The sequence below is a fragment of the Salinisphaera sp. PC39 genome, from assembly GCF_040361335.1.
Classification (GTDB): domain Bacteria; phylum Pseudomonadota; class Gammaproteobacteria; order Nevskiales; family Salinisphaeraceae; genus APNM01.
On record NZ_APNM01000021.1, the window covers coordinates 15,638 to 38,162 of the forward strand.

18 protein-coding genes are annotated in these 22,525 nt (G+C 70.6%); 7 read left to right on the top strand and 11 right to left on the bottom strand.

The features are described from left to right. Positions 1 to 67: 67 nt before the first annotated feature. Positions 68 to 910 carry an S-formylglutathione hydrolase gene (fghA, locus tag PC39_RS15610; RefSeq protein ID WP_353254342.1) on the bottom strand — a complete coding sequence of 281 codons (843 nt, stop codon included), beginning with the start codon at positions 908 to 910 and terminating at the stop codon, positions 68 to 70. Positions 911 to 923: 13 nt separating this feature from the next. Next, positions 924 to 2,033 (bottom strand): S-(hydroxymethyl)glutathione dehydrogenase/class III alcohol dehydrogenase, encoded by a 1,110-nt coding sequence (locus tag PC39_RS15615; protein WP_353254343.1) that lies wholly within the window; start codon positions 2,031 to 2,033, stop codon positions 924 to 926. Positions 2,034 to 2,183: 150 nt separating this feature from the next. Between PC39_RS15615 and PC39_RS15620 the strand changes: the two genes are divergently transcribed. Beyond that, entirely contained in the window at positions 2,184 to 2,861 is a 678-nt protein-coding gene (locus PC39_RS15620) for an alpha/beta hydrolase (RefSeq protein ID WP_353254344.1), read from the top strand. Between the two features lie 67 nt (positions 2,862 to 2,928). After that, a complete protein-coding gene (locus PC39_RS15625; protein ID WP_353254345.1) occupies positions 2,929 to 3,516 on the top strand; it encodes a DedA family protein in 588 nt (195 codons plus the stop codon). On the opposite strand, the gene PC39_RS15630 is transcribed toward PC39_RS15625, so the two are convergent. The 4 genes from PC39_RS15630 to PC39_RS15645 are packed head-to-tail and all read right to left on the bottom strand — an operon-like array spanning position 3,498 to position 11,719. Beyond that, on the bottom strand, positions 3,498 to 7,319 hold the full coding sequence (locus tag PC39_RS15630) for a translocation/assembly module TamB domain-containing protein (protein WP_353254346.1): 3,822 nt from the start codon (positions 7,317 to 7,319) through the stop codon (positions 3,498 to 3,500). The two genes, PC39_RS15625 and PC39_RS15630, sit on opposite strands and share 19 nt — an antisense overlap. Beyond that, on the bottom strand, positions 7,316 to 9,034 hold the full coding sequence (locus PC39_RS15635; protein WP_353254347.1) for an autotransporter assembly complex protein TamA: 1,719 nt from the start codon (positions 9,032 to 9,034) through the stop codon (positions 7,316 to 7,318). Before PC39_RS15635 ends, PC39_RS15630 begins: the two co-directional genes overlap by 4 nt. Positions 9,035 to 9,038: 4 nt before the next feature. Beyond that, positions 9,039 to 10,952, bottom strand: a complete 1,914-nt coding sequence (locus PC39_RS15640; RefSeq protein ID WP_353254348.1) for a S9 family peptidase — start codon at positions 10,950 to 10,952, stop codon at positions 9,039 to 9,041. Continuing rightward, positions 10,949 to 11,719 carry an NRDE family protein gene (locus PC39_RS15645; RefSeq protein WP_353254349.1) on the bottom strand — a complete coding sequence of 257 codons (771 nt, stop codon included), beginning with the start codon at positions 11,717 to 11,719 and terminating at the stop codon, positions 10,949 to 10,951. The genes PC39_RS15640 and PC39_RS15645 overlap by 4 nt, the downstream gene beginning before the upstream one ends. A 181-nt stretch (positions 11,720 to 11,900) precedes the next feature. Here PC39_RS15645 and PC39_RS15650 point away from each other — a divergent pair, with 181 nt between their 5' ends. Further along, positions 11,901 to 13,229, top strand: a complete 1,329-nt coding sequence (locus tag PC39_RS15650; protein ID WP_353254350.1) for an NAD(P)/FAD-dependent oxidoreductase — start codon at positions 11,901 to 11,903, stop codon at positions 13,227 to 13,229. Positions 13,230 to 13,270: 41 nt separating this feature from the next. Here the strand turns inward: PC39_RS15650 and PC39_RS15655 are convergent, their stop codons facing one another. The 5 genes from PC39_RS15655 to glnA all read right to left on the bottom strand — a co-directional run bounded on the left by PC39_RS15655 (position 13,271) and on the right by glnA (position 18,401). Further along, positions 13,271 to 13,627 (bottom strand): DUF4870 domain-containing protein, encoded by a 357-nt coding sequence (locus PC39_RS15655; protein ID WP_353254351.1) that lies wholly within the window; start codon positions 13,625 to 13,627, stop codon positions 13,271 to 13,273. A 62-nt stretch (positions 13,628 to 13,689) separates the two neighbouring features. Continuing rightward, positions 13,690 to 15,123: a nitrogen regulation protein NR(I) gene (gene glnG, locus PC39_RS15660; protein ID WP_353254352.1), complete on the bottom strand. Its 1,434-nt coding sequence runs from the start codon at positions 15,121 to 15,123 to the stop codon at positions 13,690 to 13,692. Continuing rightward, positions 15,116 to 16,213: a nitrogen regulation protein NR(II) gene (gene glnL / locus PC39_RS15665; RefSeq protein WP_353254353.1), complete on the bottom strand. Its 1,098-nt coding sequence runs from the start codon at positions 16,211 to 16,213 to the stop codon at positions 15,116 to 15,118. The genes glnG and glnL overlap by 8 nt, the downstream gene beginning before the upstream one ends. A 71-nt stretch (positions 16,214 to 16,284) precedes the next feature. Then, the gene (locus PC39_RS15670) at positions 16,285 to 16,875 is read right to left on the bottom strand and encodes a DUF4124 domain-containing protein (protein WP_353254354.1); all 591 of its coding nucleotides are present in this window, start codon (positions 16,873 to 16,875) and stop codon (positions 16,285 to 16,287) included. A gap of 116 nt (positions 16,876 to 16,991) precedes the next feature. Next, on the bottom strand, positions 16,992 to 18,401 hold the full coding sequence (gene glnA / locus PC39_RS15675; protein ID WP_353254355.1) for a glutamate--ammonia ligase: 1,410 nt from the start codon (positions 18,399 to 18,401) through the stop codon (positions 16,992 to 16,994). Positions 18,402 to 18,689: 288 nt separating this feature from the next. On the opposite strand from glnA, the gene glyQ reads away from it, so the two are divergent. The 4 genes from glyQ to PC39_RS15695 are packed head-to-tail and all read left to right on the top strand — an operon-like array spanning position 18,690 to position 22,506. Continuing rightward, positions 18,690 to 19,574 carry a glycine--tRNA ligase subunit alpha gene (gene glyQ, locus PC39_RS15680; protein WP_353254356.1) on the top strand — a complete coding sequence of 295 codons (885 nt, stop codon included), beginning with the start codon at positions 18,690 to 18,692 and terminating at the stop codon, positions 19,572 to 19,574. Then, positions 19,571 to 21,646, top strand: a complete 2,076-nt coding sequence (gene glyS / locus PC39_RS15685) for a glycine--tRNA ligase subunit beta (protein ID WP_353254357.1) — start codon at positions 19,571 to 19,573, stop codon at positions 21,644 to 21,646. Before glyQ ends, glyS begins: the two co-directional genes overlap by 4 nt. A gap of 12 nt (positions 21,647 to 21,658) precedes the next feature. After that, positions 21,659 to 22,198 carry a D-glycero-beta-D-manno-heptose 1,7-bisphosphate 7-phosphatase gene (gene gmhB / locus PC39_RS15690; RefSeq protein ID WP_353254358.1) on the top strand — a complete coding sequence of 180 codons (540 nt, stop codon included), beginning with the start codon at positions 21,659 to 21,661 and terminating at the stop codon, positions 22,196 to 22,198. Next, complete coding sequence (locus PC39_RS15695; RefSeq protein WP_353254359.1) at positions 22,198 to 22,506, top strand: hypothetical protein; 309 nt, start codon at positions 22,198 to 22,200, stop codon at positions 22,504 to 22,506. Before gmhB ends, PC39_RS15695 begins: the two co-directional genes overlap by 1 nt. Positions 22,507 to 22,525 lie beyond the last annotated feature (19 nt).

Below are 22,525 nucleotides of genomic sequence, written 5' to 3' on the forward strand. Positions count from 1 at the left end.
GTCGCCCTCCGGCGGTGGCATGGCCGCCCAGTTTAGCCCGTATCCGCGCCCCGGCGCAGGCCGGGCGTCACCCGAGCGCGGCGGCGTGGAACCGCAGATGCTCGTCGATGAAACTGGCGATGAAGAAGTAGCTATGGTCGTAGCCGGGCCGGTAGTTGAGGTCCAGGTCGAGCCCGCTCTCGGCGCAGGCCTCGGCCAGCCGCGCCGGCGCCAACTGCTCGGCCAGGAAGCCGTCGGCCTCGCCCTGGTCCACGCGGATCGGCGGCGCGGCGGCCGGATCGGCGGCCGCCGCCAGGACCGAGGCGTCGTACGCCCGCCAGGCCTCGCGGTCGTCGCCCAGGTAGGTCGAGAAGGCCTTCTCGCCCCAGGGCACGCTCGCCGGCGCGCAGATCGGGGCGAAGGCCGAGATCGAACGGTAGCGGTCCGGGTGGCGCAGGCCGATCACCAGGGCGCCGTGGCCGCCCATGGAGTGCCCGCTGATGGCGGCGCGTGCCGCGTCCACCGGCAACTCGGCGGCGACCAGGGCCGGTAACTCCTCGGCCACGTAGTCATACATGCGGTAATGATCCGCCCAGGGCGCGCGGGTGGCGTTGACGTAGAACCCCGCGCCGGTGCCCAGGTCGTAGGCGTCGTCGTCGGCCACGCCCGGACCGCGCGGACTGGTGTCCGGCGCCACCACCGCCAGCCCCAGCTCGGCCGCGGCGCGCTGGGCGCCGGCCTTGTTGACGAAGTTCTCGTCGGTACAGGTCAGCCCGGACAGCCAGTAGACCACCGGCACCGGCCCGGCCTCCGCCGCCGGCGGCAGGTAGACCGCGAAGGTCATGTCGCAGTCGCAGGCCCGCGAGGCGTGCCGGTAGCGCCGCTGCCAGCCGCCGAACGACTTGTGCTCGTCGATGCATTCGATGCTCATGGCGGTCCGGCTCCTAGAACGTGATCACCGAGCGGATGCTCTTGCCCTCGTGCATCAGGTCGAAGGCGTGGTTGATCTCCTCCAGGCCCATGGTGTGGGTCACGAAGTCGTCGATGTTGATCTCCCCGGCCATGTAGCGGTCGACATAGCCCGGCAGCTCGGTGCGGCCCTTGACCCCGCCGAAGGCGCTGCCGCGCCAGACCCGCCCGGTCACCAACTGGAACGGGCGCGTCGAAATAACCTCGCCGGCGCCGGCGACGCCGATGATGGTGGATTCGCCCCAGCCCTTGTGGCAGCACTCCAGGGCGGCGCGCATCACGTCGACGTTGCCGATGCACTCGAAGGAGTAGTCCACGCCGCCGTCCGTCAGGTCGATGATGACCTGCTGGATGGGATCGTCGTACTCCTTGGGGTTCACGCAGTCGGTGGCCCCGAGCTGGCGCGCGAACTCGAACTTGGACGGGTTCAGGTCGATCGCGATGATACGCTCGGCGCCGGCCATCACCGCGCCCTGGATCACCGACAGGCCGATGCCGCCCAGGCCGAACACCGCCACCGTCGAGCCCGGCTCCACCTTGGCGGTGTTGAGCACGGCGCCGATGCCGGTGGTGACGCCGCAGCCGAGCAGGCAGACCTTGTCCAGCGGCGCCTCGGGACTGACCTTGGCGAGCGCGATCTCGGGCACCACCGCGTACTCGGCGAAGGTCGAGGTTCCCATGTAGTGGTAGAGGGTCTCGCCGCGGCAGGACAGGCGCGAGGTGCCGTCCGGCATCAGGCCCTGGCCCTGGGTGTCGCGGATGGCACCACAGAGGTTGGTCTTGCCCGAGGCGCAGAACTTGCACTCGCCGCATTCCGGCGTGTACAGCGGGATCACGTGGTCGCCGGGCGCCAGGCCGGTGACGCCGGGACCCAGCTCCTCGACCACGGCGCCGCCCTCGTGGCCGAGCACGCGCGGGAAGAAGCCCTCCGGATCGGCGCCCGAGAGGGTGTAGGCGTCGGTGTGGCACACGCCGGTGGCCACCATGCGCACCAGTACCTCGCCGGCCTTGGGTCCCTCGATGTCGATCTCTTCGATGGTGAGGGGCTTGCCGGCCTCCCAGGCTACCGCCGCCTTCGCTTTCATGATCCGTCCTCCGGGCAATGTGGAACAGGAGACCGCAGTCTCGTGTCGTTCGTAGGCGCGCCAGCCTAACCCGTCCGGCATGCGCATGCACGGTTTGCGGCGGCGCGCGGGCTACCGCACAATCGCCGCCGAGCCAAAGGGTGGACGACCATGCTGGAAACCGTCGAGATCGATCCCGAGGGCGCCCATCGCGCCAGCGTCATCTGGCTGCACGGCCTGGGCGCGGACGGCAACGACTTCGTGCCGATCGTGCCCGAGCTGCAGTTGCCGGACAGTCTCGGTGTGCGTTTCGTGTTCCCGCACGCGCCGGTGCGCCCGGTGACCATCAACGGCGGCATGGCCATGCGTGCCTGGTACGACATCGCCGGCCTCGATCCCGGCAGCACCGAGGATGCCGAGGGCATCCGCGCCTCGGCGGCCGAGGTGACGGCCCTTGTCGACGCCGAGCGTGAACGCGGGGTGCCGGACAGCCGCATCGTGCTCGCCGGCTTCTCCCAGGGCGGCGCCATCGCGCTGCACACCGGCCTGCGCCATCCCGAACGGCTGGCCGGGATCATGGGCCTGTCGACCTACCTGCCGCTGCGCGACCGGCTGGCCGACGAGGCCGCGGACGCCAACCGCGCCACGCCGATCCTGATGGCCCACGGCAGCCTGGACCCGATGCTGCCGCAACAGCTCGGCGAGACGAGCCGCGATATCCTCCAGGAGGCCGGCCACGCCGTGGAATGGCACAGCTATCCCATGCAGCACCAGGTCTGCCTGGAGGAGATCCGCGATATCGCGGCCTGGCTGCGGCGGGTGCTGGCCGACGGGCCCGCGGCCGCCTGAGCCGGGAACCGGAAACGTCCCGGCGCCGTTCGTGGGATAGCCGCGAACCGGGCCAGCGGGAGACAGTATGCTCGATGAGCTCCGCCCACTGATCGAGACCTACGGCTATCTCGCCGTCGGCGTCGGCTGCTTCTTCGAGGGCGAGACCGCCGTGATCCTGGGCGCCTTCGCCGCCGTGCGCGACTACCTGACCATGCCGGGCATCGTGGCCGCGGCCTTCGTGGGCACGGTGATCGGCGACAACATCTGGTTCTGGTTGGGCCGCCGGCTGGGCCGACCTTTCCTGATGCGTCGCCGGCACTGGCGTCGCAAGTCGCGACGCGTGGAGCTGATGGCTCGCCGCCATTCCACCGTGACCATCCTCTCCGTGCGCTTTCTCTACGGACTGCGCAGCGTCACCCCGTTCGTGCTCGGCGCGTCGCGGGTGCATCCTCTCAAGTTCCTGCTGCTGGAAAGCCTGAGCGCGGCGGTCTGGGCCCTGCTCATGGGCTGGCTCGCCTGGCTGGTCGCGCTCGCCGCCCGCAGCGCCGCGACCGCCGAGAATCTGGAGTGGTACCTGGTGGCCGCGGTGCTGGCCGTCGCGGCGGCCATCTGGATCGGCTACTTCCTCATCGGCTGGCTGCGCACCCGCAACGCTCAGCGCTCGATCGAATAGGTGATGTCGCCGCCGGATTCGGTGCCGGATTCTGTGAGCAGGGTCCAGCGCCGGCTGATCTCGTAGCGCAGCTTGAGCACGTTCACCGGCTCGAACAGGCCGATGCCGTAGCTGACATACAGTTTCGGCGACAGGTACTTGCCGATCACGAACGAGGCCTGATCGCGCGGGCCGCCCGCCTCGCTCTCAACCCCCAGGGTGTCGAGGCCCAGCGTGTCCTGCAGCCGCCGGCCCAGGAAGTCGCCGCCCTTGAGTCCGAGCCCGATCGCGGCCTGCGCCAGCGCCGAGGACTCGCCCCCGGAGGTCTGCTCCAGCGGCCGGCCGAGCACCAGCCAGGACAACTGCGCCGTCTGCGACATCGCCGGCTCCGAGAACAGACGGAAATCCGGTTCCCGCAGGCTGCCGCGCGCCAGTACCCCCACGGTCACGTCCTCGCGCGGACGGCGCACCGCGCGCACGTCCAGGCCCGGATCGTCCACCGGACCGCCGGTGAACAACAGACGCCCGGTCTCGATCTTCAGACCCTGGCCGTAGGCCCGGTACTCGCCCTCCTCCACCTCCAGCTCGCCGACACCCGTGGCCAGCCGGCCGGGCTGCTGGCGGAGCGTCAGCGCGCCGCCGAGATCCGCCTTCAGACCGAAGGCCTCCACCCGGACTTTCTCGCCCAGCTCGATCCGGATCTCGGCGTCGAGCCGCAGCGGCGGCGCGGCCTCGCCTTCCGCCACGATGACCTGGTCGCGCGAGACCGGCACCGCGCCCGAGGCATCGATATCCCGCGGGGTGATCAACGCCTCCGGGATACGCACGAGACCGCGCACCTCGGCCCGGCGCCCGTCCAGGCGCAGCTCGAGGTCCGGGGAGACCGCCACCCGGCCGTCGCGGGTGTCGAAGACGCGGAAATCCTCGCCCGTCACCGAGAGCGCCAGCGACGGCGGCGGCGCCGGATAGAGCCGCCCGGACAGCGTCAACCGACCGTCACCGGACTGCGCGGTACCGCTCAGGGCGAGGCTGTCGCCGTCGCCCGCCAGACGCAGCTCGACCCCGGTCAGGGTCAACCCCGGCCGGGGCAGCGCCGCCCGTCCCTCGACCAGGGCCAGCTCGCCGTCGATCGCGGGTGTGCCGACGGTACCGGCCAGACGCAGGCTGCCGTCCACCCGGCCCGACAGGCTGTCCAGCTCGGGGCTCAGCGCCGCCAGCGGCGACAGATCGGGCAGGCGCACCGCGATCTCGCCGGCCAGGGTGCGCGCGTCGAGGCCGGTACCGGGCCCGAGACGGATGTCGGCGTACAGGCGGCCGGCCGGGCGCAGCCCAAAATCGAAGGCCACGGCGCCGCCGTCCGGGGTCAGGCGCACGCGACCGCCGCCGGGCTCGATGCCGAGGCTGGCCGTCTCCTCCTCGAACGCGGTCGCGCGCACCGTGACGGCGGTGGTCGCGAACGCGAGATCGAGCCGGGGCGCGCCGTCCCGGTAGCCGAAGTCACCCTCCGCGGACACGGTTCCCTCGACCTCGGCCCCGGGCGGCAGCACCAGTTCCGCCAAGGCCAGCGGCAACGCCTCCAGGTCGAAGCGGCCGTCGACCGTCCCGGCCGCGGCGGTCAAGGCGGCACAGGCGCGTGCGTTGTCGGCGGTCAGGCAACCCTGCTCCAGCCGGAACCGGCCCTGGCGATAGTCGAGTCCGGCCGGGTCGGCCAGGGTCCAGACCGGTCCGATGCCGGGCGCCAGGCGCAGCTCCGTCAGCCGGCCGCGCCAGACCGGGCGGCGCCAGTCGCCGGTCACGGTCAGGCGGCCCTCGCGCTCGCCGGTGGCGGCCGTGGCCGCGATCTCGACGCGGTGGTCGGCCGGGCGGCCGCCCCCGTCGAGGCGGATATCCCAGCGGCCGCCGGCGGCACGCACGGCCGCGGCATGCACCGTCACGGACGAGGCGCGCTCCCCGGACAGATCGATGTCGGCGTCCGCGCTCAGGGCATCGGCCGCCCATTCCCGGAAACGCAGGGCCTCGCCGTCCAGTTGCCCGCGCAGCGCCAGCGCCTCGACCCGGCCGCGTACCGTGCCCCGGCCCGACAGCGAGCCGGCGGCCCCCGGCACCAGATCGGCCAGGTCCGGGCTGTCCAGCGACCAGCGCAGATCCCAGCGGCCGCCGACGCGGCCGTCGGCGGTGAGGGTGCTGGCGCCGCTGGCCACTGCCAGGTCGCGTACCAGCAGGCCGCGACCGTCCCATTCGCCGGCGCCGCGCGCCCGCAGGTCGCGCCCGCGCAGGCGGCCCTCCACCGTCAGGCCGGCGATCCGCGCCCGCCAGACGTCGCCCTCGCGGCGGCCGCTGGCGGCCAGTGTCATATCCAGACGGCCCGGCCAGGCCGTATCGAGACGCCCGGGATCGAGGCCGCGCCCCCGGAGCCGGGCCTCGAACCGCGGCACGGGCCGCCACGCGATCTCGCCCGCGCCGGTCACCACCCCGTCCAGCAACTCGGCGCGAAGATCGGCCACGGCCAGATGCGCGCGATCGCCCCGCCCGCCGAGGGCCAGCCGGAACGCGCCCGTTTGCGCGTGCCGGCCGCGAGCATCGAGCTCGACCCGATAGGCGTCCGGGCGGCCGTCGAAACGCAGCTTGCCCGCCGGGCTGGTCACCGGGCCGGCGACCAGGCCGGTCCATGTCAGGGTGCCGTCCAGGAGTTCGTCGGCGAGGCGGATGTCACCGGTCACGCTGCCCGAGGGCGCCATGGCGGCCCGCAATTCGCCGCGCCAGTCGCCGGGTCCGCCCCGGACCGTGGCCGAGCCCTCGGGACTGGCGACCGCAGCCTCGCCCGTCAGCGGCCAACGCAATCCGGTCCATGCCAGCCGTAGGTCGGTGCCGTCGCCGGCCGTTGCCAGCGGACCGCTGGCCCGCAGGCGGGTACCGCTGTCGCGCTGCGCGAGCTCGGCCCGTTCCAGCACCAGGACGCCGTCGTTCCAGGTACCGGCGGCGTCCAGTTGCAGGCCCAGGGTCTCGGGCAGGCCCTCGGGCCGCTCGCCGAGCCAGGCGGCGGTGTCGGCCCCGCCGGCGTCGAGGACCAGTTCGAAGGCGGGCGCCGCGAATATCTCGCGCACGGTGGCCTCCAGGGTCGCCGAATAGGGCGGTGCCAGGCCGGCATCCAGGCGCAGGTGCTGACGGCTGCCGTCGATGCCGAGGCGACCGGCCAGCGGCGGCCGAGCGGTCGGCCGGAGCTGCCAGTCGGCATGCGCGGATACCGTGCCGTCGACGCCCCGGCCCAGTGCCAGGCCGAAGTCGGCGGTCAGCCGGGCGTCGCGCACGCGCCCGCCGTCCAGGGCCAGACCCGCCGCATCCAGGCGCAGCGCCGTCCAGCCCAGCATCGCGAGGCGGCGCGGCTCGGCAGCCGGCGCGCCGACGTATGCCAGATCGCGCGCCTCGACCCCGGCCACCACGAGCGGCAGCGGCAGCGTCGGCAACTCGAAGGCGGGCGGCGGCGTGGACGTTGCCTCCGCCGGCGTCCCCGACGCGGTGTATTCGAGTCCGTCCAGAACCAGCCGCGATACCATGATTTCGCCGGCGAGCAGGCGCGTCGGCCGCCAGTCGAGCGTCGCCCGCGCCAGGACCAGCCCGCCGTCGTCGCGGTCCACGCGCAGGCCGCGCACCGTGACCGGACCCACCAGCCGGCCCGAGACCGAGTCCACGGATACCGTCGCCGGCAGCATCGGCCGGGCCAGCCGCCACGCCCAGTGCAGGCCGCTCTCCGTCAACACCAGCCAGGCTATCGCCGCCGCCGGCAACAACAGGCTCCAGAGCAGACCGCGTACCGCCGCCCTCACAGGTCCGGTCCCAGGGTGAAATGGATGCGCACGCCGCCGTCGTCGCCGTCCAGCGGGTGGGCCAGGTCCAGCCGCACCGGGCCGATCGGTGAATACCAGCGAACGCCCACGCCCACGCCGCGCTTGAGGTCCATGTCCGGGTCGTCCGCGGCGTTGCCCATGTCGTAGAAGGCGGCCGCCCCCCAGTTGCCATGGACCCGCCAGTCGATCTCCGCGCTGGCCGTGAACAGGTAGCGGCCGCCGATCACCTCGTCCTCGTCGTTGCGCTCGCCCAGGGATTCGTAGTCGTAACCCCGCACGCTGCGGTCGCCGCCCGCGAAGAAGCGCTGCGAGGCGGGCAGCTCGGTGAGACGGTCGGCGAGGTTGGCGCCGATCTCGCTGCGCAGCAGCAGGCGCACCCGGGGCAGCAGCGGCACCACGCCGCGGCCCCGGAGCTGGGCCTGCAGGAACGTGACGTCCGAGACCGGTCCCTCGACGGAACCATGGAGGTCCGCGAACAGGCTCCAGCCGCTACGCGGCACCAGGGGGTCGTCCGCCCGCGTCCGGCTGGCGCTGATGCCCGGCGTGAGCAGGAAGGTCCGCTCGACATCGTCGGCGAAACGCGTGGTCTCGCGCTCGAAGTTCACGTAGGCACTGGCCTGCCAACCGCCAAGCGGCTTGTCGCGCGAGCCGCCGAGCACCAGCAGCTCGCTTTCGCCGTCGCCGGCCTCGTCCTGGTTGACGATCCCCTTGATCGCGTAGCGGTCGTCGCTGGTATTGGACACCGGGATCAGGTACTGACTGCTGAGACGGGTCTGCACGGCCGAGGCGCGCAGGTCGATCTCCGCGCGGTGGCCGCGCCGGTTCAGGCGTCGCCATTCCACGCCGGCCCGGCCGCGGGGGCCGGTGTCGGTGCCGAAGCCCGCGCCGATGGTGTAGCGGCGCTTGGGCCGCGGCTCGGCCACGATCACGATGGGCACGCGATGGTCCTCGCCGGCGCCCGCCTTGTCCACGTCGACCTCGACGCGGGCGAAGTAGCCGCTGTCGTTGAGCGCGTACTGGGCGTCGAGCAACTTCTGGGGATCGAAGGGCTGGCCCGGCCGGATGCCCACGTAGCGCTGCATCAGGCTGTCGCGGAGGATGTCCTGGCGCACCGTCACCTCGCCGAAGCGGTAACGCGGCCCGGAATCCAGGATCAGGCGGATCTCGGCCGAGGCGGCTTCCGGGTCCACCCGGATCTCGTGCTCGGCGAATTCCGCGTCCAGGTAGCCGCCGGCATAGGCCGCCTGCTGCAGCCGCGTCTTGGTGTCCTCGTAGCGGGCGTGCCGCAGCCGCTGGCCTTCGACCAGGCCGCCGCGTTCGATCGCGCGCCGGAAACGGGGATCGTCCGCGCCCGCGCCGGTCACGGCCACGGTCAGGTCCGTGATGGTGGTGGCGGGACCGGGATCGATCCGGTAACGGATGCGCCAGTCGCCCGGCCCGCCGTCGAGTTCCCCCTGGATGGCGGGCCGGTAGTAGCCGAAGGGCTGCAGCGACTTGCGGATCTCGCCGGGCGCGATGCGGTGGGCGCGGCGCACGCGCGCCGGCGCGGCTTCGGCCGGCAGCGAGGTCATGGTCAGAAAGGCTCGGGCGTTGTCCGCCAATTCGCCGCCGATACCCTCAAGATCGACACCGATACCCCATGCCGGCAGGGTCGCCAGCCACAGCGGCAGGCACCAGAGCCAACGAGTGGTCATGCGGTCAGCGGTCCAGGTTGTCGACTTCGAGCGGCGGCGGATCGTCCGCCGGTTCGAAGCCCAGCACCCGGCCGTAGAAGGCGAGCTCGGACGCGATCGCCGTGCGTACGTTGGCGGCGTCGCGGAAGCCGTGGCGTTCGCCCGGAAAGGCGATGTGCGCCACCGGCACACCGCGTTCGCGCAGGGCACCGGCCATGGCCTCGGCCTGATCGGGCGGTACCACCTTGTCCTTCTCCCCCTGCAGGAACAGCACCGGGCAGCTCACGCGATCGGCATGGTTCAGCGGTGAACGTTCCCGTAAAAGGTCTGGATCGTCGCCGATCAGGCGACGAAGATAACGCGATTCGAACTTGTGGGTGCTGGCCATCAACCGTTCCAGGTCGCCGATGCCATAGTAGCTGGCGCCCGCCGCCGCCAGGTCGGTGAAGGCGAGCACACAGAGCACGGTGTAGCCGCCGGCGCTGGAGCCGCTGATCACGACGCGATCGGGATCGATGTCGCCGCGCGCGGCCAGGTGACGCGCCCCGTGCACGCAGTCGGCGACGTCGGCCACGCCCCAGGCGCCGTAGAGCTTCTGCCGGTAGGCACGACCGTAGCCGGTGCTTCCGCGGTAATTGACGTCGAGCACCGCGAAACCGCGCGAGGTCCAGAACTGGATCCGTGGATCGAGCGCGGTGCCGGTGGCGCCCGTGGGACCGCCGTGGCACTTGATCAGCAGCGGGGGACGCTCGTCGGCCGGACCGGCATAGTCGGCGCTGCGCGGCGGGTAATACAGGGCATGGGCGGTATCGCCGTCGGCCGTGGGATAGCTCAGGGACTCGGGCGTGGAGACGGCCGCCGCCGGCAGGGAGCGGTCGGTCGAGGCCCGGAGACGCTGCAGGTCCGTGCCGTCGGCGGCGAGGGTGCACAGCGTCGGCGCCTCGGACGGGGAAGCGCCGATGAAGGCCAGACGGCCGCTTCCGACCCGCAACTGATCGAACTGGGTGAAGGGCAGGTCGAACGTCGCGAGTGCGCCGCTCGCGCGGTCCACCCGCACCAGGGACCAGCGCCCGTCGCGGGTCATGAGCGCGAACAGGGTGCCGTCGTCGTCGAAGGCGTAGGTGCTCTGCCCGAATACCCACTGCGGCAGGCCGAACTCCGTGGTCTCGCGGGTGACGGGCACCAGCGAGTCGCCCTCGACGCGCTGGATGTTCCACCAGCCGTCGCGGTCGGAGACCACGTGCAAGCCGCCGTCGGGCGCGAACACCGGCGCGAACAGGGACTCGCCGGGGCCGCCCGCGATACGCCGGGGCTTGTCGTGGTCGCCGTCCGCGTCCAGCGCGACCTGCCAGAGTTCGGTGGCGTCCCAGGGCATGTCCGGATGATCCCAGGCCAGCCAGACCAGCCGGTCGCCCGCGGGGGACAGGCGCGGGCTGGCATAGAAATCGCGCCCGCCGTGAATCTCGCGGACGACGCCGTCAGCGGCGATCGATACCAGGGAGGCCCGTGGCTCGCCCTCGCCGCCGGCATCCTCGCGCACCGCGAACAGCCGCTCCCGCGCCCGGTCGACCTGGAGGTCGGCGAAGGCGACGCCGGGTCGCGCCCCGGTCACGTCGAGGATGCGCCCGTCCCGCTCGCGGCGCCGGATCGCCTGGTCGGCCGCGTCCACGAACCAGAGCCGGCCGTCGGCCGCGGCGAACGCCCCGCCGCCGTATTCGTGCACCGTCGAGCGGACGTCGCGGCCCGGCAGCAGATCCGTGGCACCGCCGTCGCCGTCCGGGCACGCGACGGTACTGCGCCCGCCCTCGGCGGGCCGGCCCTCCAGCCAATACAGGTCGCCGCCGTCCAGCGCGACCTGGCCGAGTTTGCGGCCCGCGCCGGCGAGGGCGTCGGGGTCGACCGGCGAGGGCCAGGTGCCGTAGGGACGCGTTCGGGTCATACCTGCCTCCGGGTCAGGGTCCGGTCGACGGTGTGCAGCGCGACCCCGTCCGGACCGAAGCCGCGCTCGACCAGCCGCACCGAGTCCGCGTCCCGCAGCACCACCGTCGCCGCGCGGGTACCGTATTGACGGCCGCGGATGAAGATCGGCGACAAGGCGCGCTCCGTGACGGTATCGACCCCCGTGTCCGGGAGATCGCCGTCCGGCGCCTCGGTCTCGTCGTAGAGCAGCGCCTGCAAATCCCGAACCTCGATCTCGTCGTGGGCGAGGACGTCGCCGAGCAGGCGCTCGGCCCGGCGGGTCTTGGGCCAGACGTCGCCGAACACGCCGTTCGACAACGCGTGTACGCCCGGCGGCACCGCCAGGATGCCGCGGTCGTCGCGGTTGCCGACGTAATACAGGCCCTCGCGATCGCCGGCCAGCAGGTTGAAGGCGCCGTAATCGAAGCGTTTCGGCAGCAAGTCGTCGCAGAAGGCGCGGGCACCGGCCTCGCCGGCCAGGAAGTCGGCGACCAGGGCACCGCGCGAGAGCTGGCCGGCTCGTGGCGGATCGGGTTCGCGCACGTTGGTCACGGCGGCGAAGCGGCCGTCCGGGGTCACGCCGCACCAGGTACCGCCCGCGGAACCGTCGCGGCCGGCGAACACCCGCGGCGCGTCCGGCCAGGCGTGGGCCGCCTCGGTCGGGCGGGCATGGAATTCGTCACGGTTGGCCGCGACCACCAGATCGTAACGGGGGTGGGCGCGCCAGGCGAAAGCGATCAAGCACATGGTTCGGGTCACCGGCTGTTGTCGATCGTCCGCCGCCGGCGTTCCGGCCCGGACGATCCTGTCCTCCGGATGCCAGTCTAGAGCGCTTCGCGTCCGGTTACTAAACGCCCGGCCGTTATGCTGCAGCGCACAGTAACCTTGCGTACAATAGCGCGTTTATCCGAACGCGAAGGATGCGCACATGCCCGAGAACAGCCCGGCACAACACCATGTCGCCATCGTCGGCGGGGGCTTCGGCGGGCTGTTCGCGGCACAGGCCCTGGGACGCTCGGGTTACGACGTCACCCTGCTGGACAAGCGCAACTTCCACACGTTCCAGCCGCTGCTCTACCAGGTGGCCTCGGGCATGCTCACCACCGGCGATGTCTGCGTACCGCACCGGGTCCTGTTGCGCCGGCACAAGAATGTCCGGTGCCTGATGTCCACGGCGGTGGACGTGGATCCGGCGCGCCGCGTCCTGATCCACGAGCATGGCGAACTCGGTTACGACACCCTGATCGTGGCCACCGGCGTGAAGCATCACTACTTCGGCAACGACCACTGGGCCGAGAACGCCCCCGGCCTGAAGACCGTCGAGCACGCCCTGCGCATGCGCCGCGAGATCTTCTACGCCTTCGAACGCGCCGAAATGGAATCCGACCCCGAGGCGCGCCGGCGTTGGCTCACTTTCGTGGTGGTCGGCGGCGGCCCCACCGGCGTGGAACTGGCCGGCGCCATCGGCGAGCTGGCCCACCGCACCATGGTGGGCGATTTCCGCCGGATCGACTCGCGCGAGGCACGCATCCACTTGGTCGAGGGCGCCGACCGTATCCTGCCCGGCTATCCGCCGTCCCTGTCCCGGCGCGCCGAGCGCATGCTCAGCGAGCTGGGCGTGACGGTGCATACCCAGACCATGGTGGCGGACGTCGCCGAGGACCACGTGGTCATGCGGGGACCGGAGACCAGCGAACGCCTGGATGCCGAGACCGTGCTATGGGCGGCCGGCGTCCGCGCCTCGGCTTTCGGCGAGATCCTGGCGGCGCGCACCGACGCCGAGCTGGACCGCGGCGGCCGGGTCCGGGTCGAGCCCGACCTGTCGCTGCCGGGCCGGCCGGACATCTTCGTGATCGGCGACCTGGCGCGCTGCCGCGACGGCAAGGGCCGCGAGGTGCCGGGGCTGGCGCCCGCGGCGATCCAGCAGGGCGAGTACGTGGCGCGCCTGCTCAAGCGCCGCGCCCGCGGCCGGGACACCCGTCCATTCGTCTATACCGACAAGGGCACCATGGCGGTGATCGGCCGCAACCGTGCGGTGGCCGACCTCAACTGGTTCAAGATATCCGGCTTCGGCGCCTGGCTGCTGTGGATCTTCGTCCACATCTACGCCCTGATCGGCGGCGAGCGGCGCCTGCGCGTACTGACCCAGTGGATCTGGAAGTACTTCACCCGCCGCACCGGCGATCGCCTGATCACCGGCCGCCCGCCCAAGACCAAGCGTCTCCTCAAGGAACGCGGCATCGACCACGCCGCCTGAAGCCCGCATATCCCGTGGGTCTCACGGAATCTTCGGGCTTTTCAGGTGATCAGCCGTAGGGTGTAGGGGTAGCGGTAACGCTCGCCCTTGCTCGCGGCGACGGCGGCGAGGATGGTCACGATCAACCAGTAGATGCCGAGCGCGATAATCAGCAGGAAGCCGATCAGAACCGCCATCAGGGCGGCGCAGACCAGCGCCGCCAGGGTCATCGTGATCTGGAAGTTGACCGCCTCCCGGCCCTGGTCGTCCACGAAGGGATTGCCTTCGCGCTTGAGCAGCCAGAGCACCAGCGGTCCCAGGATGTTGCCGAAGGGCACGACCAGGCCCAGGAATCCCAGCAGGTGGCAACCGACCGCGAGGTTGCGCTGGGTCTCGTCGACGGCTTCGTCCGGATTCATGGCGCGCTCCCGATGTGACCGCGACCATTATGGCGTTGCCGACGCCGGGGGACCAGCGCCGCTCAGATGTCCATCGCCAGTTCCTTGATCTTGCGGGTCAGGGTATTGCGCCCCCAGCCCAGCAGGCGTGCCGCTTCCTGTCGGTGACCGCCCGAATGGGCCAGGGCGGTGCGGATCAGGACCCGCTCGAAGCGCGGCAATGCCTCGTCGAGAATGTGCTGCCCGCCCTCGGCGAGGGCGCGCTCGGCCCAGCGCGCGAGCTGCTGGTCCCATTCGACGGCCTGCGTCACGCTGGTGCCGCCCGAGGGCGCGGTGGGATCGGCGGCCTCCCCCGGATCGCGGCCCCGCAGTTCCGCCGGCAGGTCTTCGATCAGGACCTCGGCCCCCGGCGCCATCACGGTGAGCCAGCGGCACAGGTTCTCCAACTGCCGGACGTTGCCGGGCCAGTCCAGGGTCGCGAGGTAATCCGTGACGTCCGGATGCAGCCGCTTGCCGTCCATCTGCAGCTCGCGCGCGGCCCGCGCCAGGAAGTGCCGCAACAATAGCGGCACGTCCTCGCGGCGCTCGCGCAGCGGCGGCACCCGCAGCCGGATGACGTTCAACCGGTGGTAGAGATCCTCGCGGAATTCGCCCTTGGCCACCGCCGATTCCAGGTCCTGGTTGGTGGCGGCGATGATGCGCACGTTCACCGTCAAGGGCGTGGTGCCGCCGACCCGATAGAACTGACCGTCCGACAACACCCGCAGCAGGCGGGTCTGCAATTCCGGCGGCATGTCGCCGATCTCGTCCAGGAACAGGGTGCCGCCGTCGGCCTGCTCGAACCGGCCGCGACGCTGGGCCTGGGCACCGGTGAACGCGCCCTTTTCGTGACCGAAGAACTCCGATTCCATCAGGTCCTTGGGGATGGCGGCGGTGTTCACCGCGATGAACGGCTTGCTGGCCCGCGGGCTGTGCTCGTGCAGCGCGCGCGCCACCAGTTCCTTGCCGGTGCCGGACTCGCCCGTGATCAGGACGGTGATGTGCGAGGCCGACAGGCGCCCGATCGCGCGGAAAACCTCCTGCATCGCCGGCGCCTCGCCGATGATGGCGGTGCCGGCCTCGCCGTTCCCCGACTCCGAGCGGCGCTCGCCGCGCAGGTGGGCGGCGCGCCGCACGAGGTCCACCGCTTCGTCGAGGTCGAAGGGCTTGGGCAGGTACTCGAAGGCGCCGCCGCGATAGGCGGCGACCGCGCTGTCCAGGTCGGAATGCGCGGTCATGATGATGATGGGCAGCTTGGGGTGTGCGTCGCAGACGCGGTCCAGGAGGTCGAGCCCGGAGATGCCGGGCATGCGTATGTCGGTCAGCAGGACGTCGGGGGCCGACTCCTCCAGGGCGTCCAGCAGTTCCGCGCCGCCGGGAAAGCTGCGGGCCTGGATGCCGGCGCCGGTCAGGGCACGCTCCAGAACCCAGCGTATGGACGTGTCGTCGTCGACGACCCACGCCGTCAGTTCAGCCATTGTCAGATTCCTCGCTCTCGCCGCCGTCGAGGGGCAGAAATACCGAAAATCGCGTCTCGCCCGGCTTGCTGTCGCACTCGATCAACCCGCCGTGCAGGTGCACCAGGTACTGCGCGATCGGCAGACCCATGCCGGTACCGTCGGCACGCGAGGTGACCATGGGGTGGAATATCTTGGGCAGCAGTTCCTCGGGGATGCCGGGACCGTCGTCGATCACGTCGACCCGGATGACCAACCGGTGCTGGCGGCCGCCGATGGTGAACAGGCGCTGGCTCCGGGTACACAGCGTGACGTGGCCGGAACCGTCTACCGCTTGACCGGCGTTGCCCACCAGATTGAAGAAGACCTGGATCATCTGCTCGCGGTCGGCCCGGATCTCGGGCAGGCTCGGGTCGTAGTCGCGGAGCAGGTGGACGCCCTGGGGCAGGTCGGCTTCCAGGAGCTGGCGCACGTGTTCCAGCGCCTCGTGGATATTCAGCGGCGCCTTTTGCGGCGGGCGCCGCGGCCCGAGCATCCCGTCGACCAGATTCTGTAGCCGGTCGGCCTCGCGGATGATGATATCGGTGTACTCGTGCGCGGCGGGATCGGCGAATTCGCGGGCCAACAATTGCGCCGCCCCGCGCAGCCCGCCCAGGGGATTCTTGATCTCGTGCGCCAGCCCCCGGAGCATCTCGCGGTTGGCGAGATTCTGCGCCCGCATCTGGTCCTCGCGCGAAATCCGGAGCTGCCGGTCCAGGGAAAGCAGTTCCAGCAGCAGTGCCGGATCGCCGTTGCGGTTGGTGAACGGCGTGGCGCTGCAATCGACGGTGATCGGTTCGCCGCCCGAATGCTTGAGCTTGAGCTCACGCTTGGTATAGGCGGCGCCGTCGGCCAGGGCCTGTTGGAAATGACGCTGCTGGCCGGCGAGATGCGGCAACACCTTGTCGAGGCGCTCGCCGCGACAGTGCCGCGCACTCACCCCGAACAGGATTTCACTGGCCGGATTGATATAGCCGACGCACAGGTCGCGGTCCAGGCAGACCACGGCCGTGGTCATGTTGTCGAGAACGGTGTCGGGGCGCACCCCGTTCTGTGGCGGACGACGGTTCATACCTTTTTTCGGTGCAAGAGTCGCGCCAGCGATTGTAGCGCGTCACGCACCATATTGGTGCAAACGAGTCGTCAGGGGTTGCCGCCGGCTCCGGGTCTGGGGGCCGCGGGCGCACCCTGTACGCCCCCGCTGCCGGGGGCGGTCGGTGCGCCCGAATCCGACTCGGAGGTCGGCGACAGGCTGGAAGGCGGCCGCATGTAGAAGGTCACGGCCTCGCTGCGGGCGATCTCCTCGCCGCCCTCGCGTATGGCCACGCTCACGCGATGCTCGCCGCGCGGCACGCCCTGGAGCTGGACGCTCGGGCGGCGTGTCGGATCGAGGGCGGGCCGACCGTCCAGGTAATAGATCAGGACCCGGCCGCTGGCGAGTTCGCCGGACAATCCCACCGACACCGGCACCAGGCCGCGGGGATCGCGGAAGGTCTCGTCCGCGCGCGGACGTTCGATGCGTACCCCGACGGCGGCCGCCCCGGACGAACTCTCGCCCTCGTTTCCGGCGGTTCCGCGGATGCTGTCCATCCGCTGCAGCTCCGGCAGCCGGACCCGCTCGGCCTCGCCCCGGGAACGATCGCTGTAGTGGACCACGCCGTCCTCGTCGACCCAGCGGTAGACGTCCTGGGCATGAGCCTGGGCGGCCATCAGGACGAGCAGGAGCAGAAGCATGTAGGGGGGCATCCGCATGACCCCAACATAGCGCCGCCGTCCGGCTCGGACAAGCGTTTCGGGCATAAAAAAGGCGCCCCTCTCGGGGCGCCTCGGCGAGCGCGACCTGGGTCGCCTCAGATCGAGTAGTACATGTCGAACTCGACCGGGTGCGTGGTCATATGCAGACGCAGCACCTCCTCGGTCTTGAGGTCGATGTAGCCGTCGATCAGGTCGTCGCTGAACACGTCGCCGGCCTTGAGGAACTCGCGGTCGGCGGACAGGGCGTCCAGGGCTTCCTTGAGGGACTGGGCCACGGTCGGGATGGCCTTCTCTTCCTCGGGCGGCAGGTCGTACAGATCCTTGTCCATGGCCTCGCCCGGATGGATCTTGTTCTTGATGCCGTCCAGGCCGGCCATCATCATCGCCGCGAAGGCGAGATAGGGGTTGGCCGTGGAGTCGGGGAAGCGGACCTCGATCCGGCGCGCCTTCGGGCTGGCGACCCACGGGATCCGGATCGACGCCGAGCGGTTGCGCGCGGAGTAGGCCAGCAGCACCGGCGCCTCGAAGCCCTTGACCAGACGCTTGTAGCTGTTGGTCGAGGCGTTGGCGAAGGCGTTGATCGCCTTGGCGTGCTTGATGATGCCGCCGATGTAGTACAGCGCGGTCTCGGACAGGCCGCCGTACTCGTCACCCGCGAACAGGTTCTTGCCGTCCTTGGACAGCGACTGGTGGACGTGCATGCCGGACCCGTTGTCGCCGACCAGCGGCTTGGGCATGAAGGTGGCGGTCTTGCCGAAGCTGTGGGCCACGTTGTGCACGCAGTACTTGTAGACCAGCATCTCGTCAGCCTTCTTCACCAGCGTGTTGAAGCGGGCGCCGATCTCGCCCTGGCCGGCCGTGCCCACCTCGTGGTGATGCACCTCGGTGACCAGACCCATCTCTTCCATCGCCAGGCACATGGCCGAGCGCAGGTCCTGGAAGGCGTCCACCGGCGGCACCGGGAAATAGCCGCCCTTGATGCCCGGACGATGGCCCAGGTTGCCGCCCTCGTACAGGCGCTCGGAGTTCCAGTAGGCCTCCTCGGAGTCGACCGCGTAGCCGGCGCCGCGCATCTCGGTGTGCCAGTTCACCGAATCGAAGATGAAGAACTCGTTCTCCGGACCGAAGAAGGCGGTGTCGGCCACGCCCGTGGAGGCGAGGTAGGCCTCGGCGCGCTTGGCGATGGTGCGCGGATCGCGCTCGTAGCCCTGCAGCGTGTTCGGCTCCAGGACGTCGCAGCGCAGGATCAGGGTGGGCTCCTCGAAGAAGGGATCCATCACCGCCGTTTCGGTGTCCGGCATCAGGATCATGTCGGACTCGTTGATGCCCTTCCAACCGTCGATGGAGGAACCGTCGAACATCTTGCCCTCTTCGAGGGCCTCCTCGTCGATCGCGTGGGCGGGCAGCGTGACGTGCTGCTCCTTGCCGCGCGTGTCGCAGAAACGCAAGTCCACGAACTTGACGTCCCGCTCTTTGATCATCTTCAGTACGTCGGATTTCGACATGGTCCCTCCTGATCGGAAACTGTTTTCGGGTGCGCCGGGTCACGCCCCGGCGATGCGGGCACTATAAAGGCAGATTCCGTGCCAAACCATCACGTCACGGTCTATCAGGCCTTTATGCGTCATTCCCGGGCATGCACCGCCACGATGCGCACCAAAATGGAACAGCAGCAACGCTGTTGCACCATCCGGGGTCAAGGCTGCCGGACGAGGGCCACCGCATTATACGGCCCCGCGGCGGTCCGCTATACTGCGGCGGCTCTCGCACGCCCCAATCCGGTAGCGAATCCCATGGACTTCCAGGAACTCATCCTGACATTGCAGCGCTTCTGGGCCGAACGCGGCTGCGTCGTCGTCCAGCCGTTGGACATGGAAGTCGGCGCGGGTACCTTCCACCCCGCCACCTTCCTGCGCTCGATCGGCCCCGAACCCTGGCGCGCGGCCTACGTGCAGCCGTCGCGGCGGCCCACGGACGGCCGCTACGGCGAGAACCCCAACCGGCTCCAGCATTATTATCAATTTCAGGTGCTGCTCAAGCCGTCGCCGGCGGATATCCAGGAACAGTACCTGGCATCCCTGGCGGCCCTCGGCTTCGATCCGGCGGTGCACGATATCCGTTTCGTGGAGGATAACTGGGAGTCGCCCACGCTGGGGGCCTGGGGGCTCGGCTGGGAAGTCTGGCTCAACGGCATGGAGATCACCCAGTTCACCTACTTCCAGCAGGTGGGCGGCCTCGACTGCCGCCCGGTCTCGGGAGAGATCACCTACGGTCTGGAACGCATCGCCATGTACATCCAGGAGGTCGAGAGCGTCTACGACCTGGTCTGGAACCGCGACTCCGGCGTGACCTACGGCGACGTGTTCCATCAGAACGAGGTGGAGCAATCCACCTACAACTTCGAGATCGCGGACACGGACGCCCTGTTCGACCGCTTCGACCGGCTGGAGGCCGAGTGCCGCGTCCTGGTCGAACGGGCCCTGCCGCTACCGGCCTTCGAACGCATGCTGGATTGCTCCCATACCTTCAATCTCCTGGACGCCCGGCACGCCATATCGGTGACCGAGCGTCAGGGCTACATCCTGCGGGTACGCGGCCTGGCACGGGCCGTGGCCGAGGCGTACTACGCCTCGCGCGAGGCGCTCGGCTTCCCGCTCGGCAAGCGCGAGGCGGCATGACGGCGGCGACCCTGCTACTCGAGATCGGCACCGAGGAGTTGCCGCCGAAGGCGCTGGACCGCCTGGCGCGGGCCCTGGCGGACGGCGTGGCCTCCGGTCTGGACGAGGCCGGCGTGGATCGCGGCAAGGCACGGGCCCTGTCGAGCCCGCGGCGGCTCGCGGTCCTGGTGGAAGCGGTGGCGGAAGCGGCCGCCGACCGGCGGATCGAACGGCTCGGCCCGCCGGTCGCTTCCGCCTACGACGCCGACGGCAATCCGACCAAGGCCGCCGAGGGCTTCGCCCGATCCTGCGGTGTCGATATCGCCGAGCTGGAAACCCGCGACACGGACAAGGGCGAGCGCCTCGCCTATGCCGGCACCGAGGCCGGCCGGGCGCTGTCCGAGCTGCTGCCCGAGATCGCCGCGGGCGCGGCGCGTGCCCTGCCCGTGCCCAAGCGGATGCGTTGGGGCGATTCCGAGACCACGTTCGTGCGTCCCGTGCACTGGGTCACGGCGCTGCACGGCGACCGGGTGATCGAGTTGACTCTGTTCGACTGCCGCGCCGGACGCGTCACCCGCGGACACCGCTTCCATCATCCCGAGCCGATCGAGCTGCCCAACGCCGACGATTACATCGAACGCCTGCGGAATCCGGGTTACGTGCTGGTCGATCCCGAAGCACGGCGCGAGGCCGTGCGCGAGCAGGTCGCGGCCCGCGCCGGCGAAGCCGGCGGCCGTGCGCTGGTCGACGACGACCTACTGGCCGAGGTCTGCGCCCTGGTGGAATGGCCGGTGGCCCTGGCCGGACGCTTCGAGGATCGTTTCCTGGCCCTGCCGCGCGAGGTCCTGATCTCGACCCTCGAGGGGCATCAACGCTATTTCCCGGTCGAGGACGACAACGGCTCGCTGCTACCGGCGTTCGTCACGGTCGCGAACATCGAAAGCCGCGAGCCGCAGCGGGTGATCGCCGGCAACGAGCGGGTGGTCCGCCCGCGGCTCGCGGATGCGCTCTTCTTCTGGGAACAGGATCGTCGCCAGGGCCTCGCCAAGCTGGCCGACGGCCTGGCCCGAGTCACCTTCCAGCGCGATCTGGGTTCCCTGGCCGCCAAGAGCGAACGCGTGGCCGAGTTGGCCGGGCGCCTGGCGGGCGCCGCGAGCGCCGATGCCGACGCGGTCGCCCGTGCCGCCACGCTCGCCAAGGCCGATCTGCTGACCGAAATGGTCGGTGAGTTCCCGGAGCTGCAGGGCACCATGGGGCGTTACTACGCGCTCGAGGCCGGCGAACCCGAGAACGTGGCAATCGCGCTGGAAGAACAATACCTGCCGCGCGCGGCCGGCGGACCCATCCCGGCGACGCCGGCGGGGCGGGCCCTGGCCCTGGCGGACAAGCTGGACACGCTCGCGGGTATTTTCGCCCTGGGCAAACGGCCGAGCGGCGAGAAGGATCCGTTCGCCCTGCGCCGCGCCGCGCTCGGCGTATTGCGGATCAGTATCGAGGGCGGTCTGTCTTTCGGCCTCCGAGACACCCTGGCACACGCGGTGGCGACCCAACCCGTCACGGTGGACGCGGATACGGTCGTGGCCGAGCTCGTCGATTTCCACCGCGACCGGCTTCGCGCCTACTATGCCGAGCGCGGCATCGGCGCCGAGGCATTCGAGGCGGTGGCGGCACACGGCCTGGACGATCCCCGCGATTTCGATCGCCGGCTACAGGCGATCCGTACTTTCATGGCCGAATCCGCCGCCCGGACCCTGTGCGCGGCGCACAAGCGCGTGCGCAATATCCTGAAGGACCGGGCCGACGAAGCGGCTCCGGTGGTGCCCGATCTCCTGGTCGAGCCGGCCGAGCGCGCGCTGCACGCGGATGTGGAGCGCCTGGCGCCCGAGCTGCAGGCCCGCAGTGACGCCGGTGAGTACACCGAGGCCCTGCGCCGCCTGGCCGAGCTGGGGCCCGCGGTCGATGCCTTTTTCGACGATGTCCTGGTCATGGCCGAGGACGACAAGATCCGCGAGAACCGGCTGGCCCTGCTTGCCGCCCTGGACACCCAGTGCCGCGCGGTCGCCGACATCTCGCGATTGCCCGTGGAATCCTGACCGGGGGCCGGCATGCGTCTGATCGTCCTCGACCGCGACGGCGTCATCAACCACGACGACCCGGACCACATCCGCAGCGCCAAGGCGTGGCGCCCGATCGACGGCAGCCTGGAGGCGATCGCACGCTTCACCCATGCCGGCTGGCGGGTGGTGGTGGCGAGCAACCAGTCGGGGATCGGACGCGGCCTGTTCGGGTATGGCGAATTGTTCGCCATCCACGACAAGATGCTGCGCATGGCGGCGGAGCTGGGCGGCCGCATCGACGGCGTCTTCTTCTGTCCCCACGCCCCGGACGCGGATTGTGCCTGCCGCAAGCCCGAGCCCGGTCTCTATCACCAGATCGCGGAACGCCTGGGCACGGACCTGAAAGGCGTACCGGCGGTGGGGGACTCCTGGCGCGATCTCCAGGCGGCGCGTGCCGGCGGCGCCACGCCGGTGCTCGTACGCACCGGCAACGGCCGCGACACGGAAACAGAGCACCGGGCCGAGCTGGCGGACATCGCGATCCACGACGATCTGGCGGCCGCGGCGGCGGCGATCCTGGGTAGCTGATGGACGTATCGGTCTGGGAACTGCTCTGGACCCAGGCCTGGAGCGGCTCGCCGATCTACCTGATGGCGGCGTTCATGCAGGGCCTGTGGCTACACCGGTCCGGCTTCGCACCGGGCTCGGCAGCGGCGGGCGCGCTGGTGAGCACGGTTCTCGCGATCCTGCTGGGCGTCGTGCTCTGGGGGCGCGTCTTCGCGGGCCTGGGCGCCGGCATCATGGCCTGGGATGTCCTCAACATCCCCGCCGCGGTCGCTTCGATCCTGGTCTATCCCGTAACCGCGCCGCTGATCCGGCACGGCTTCGAGAGATAATATAACTAACTGATTTTAT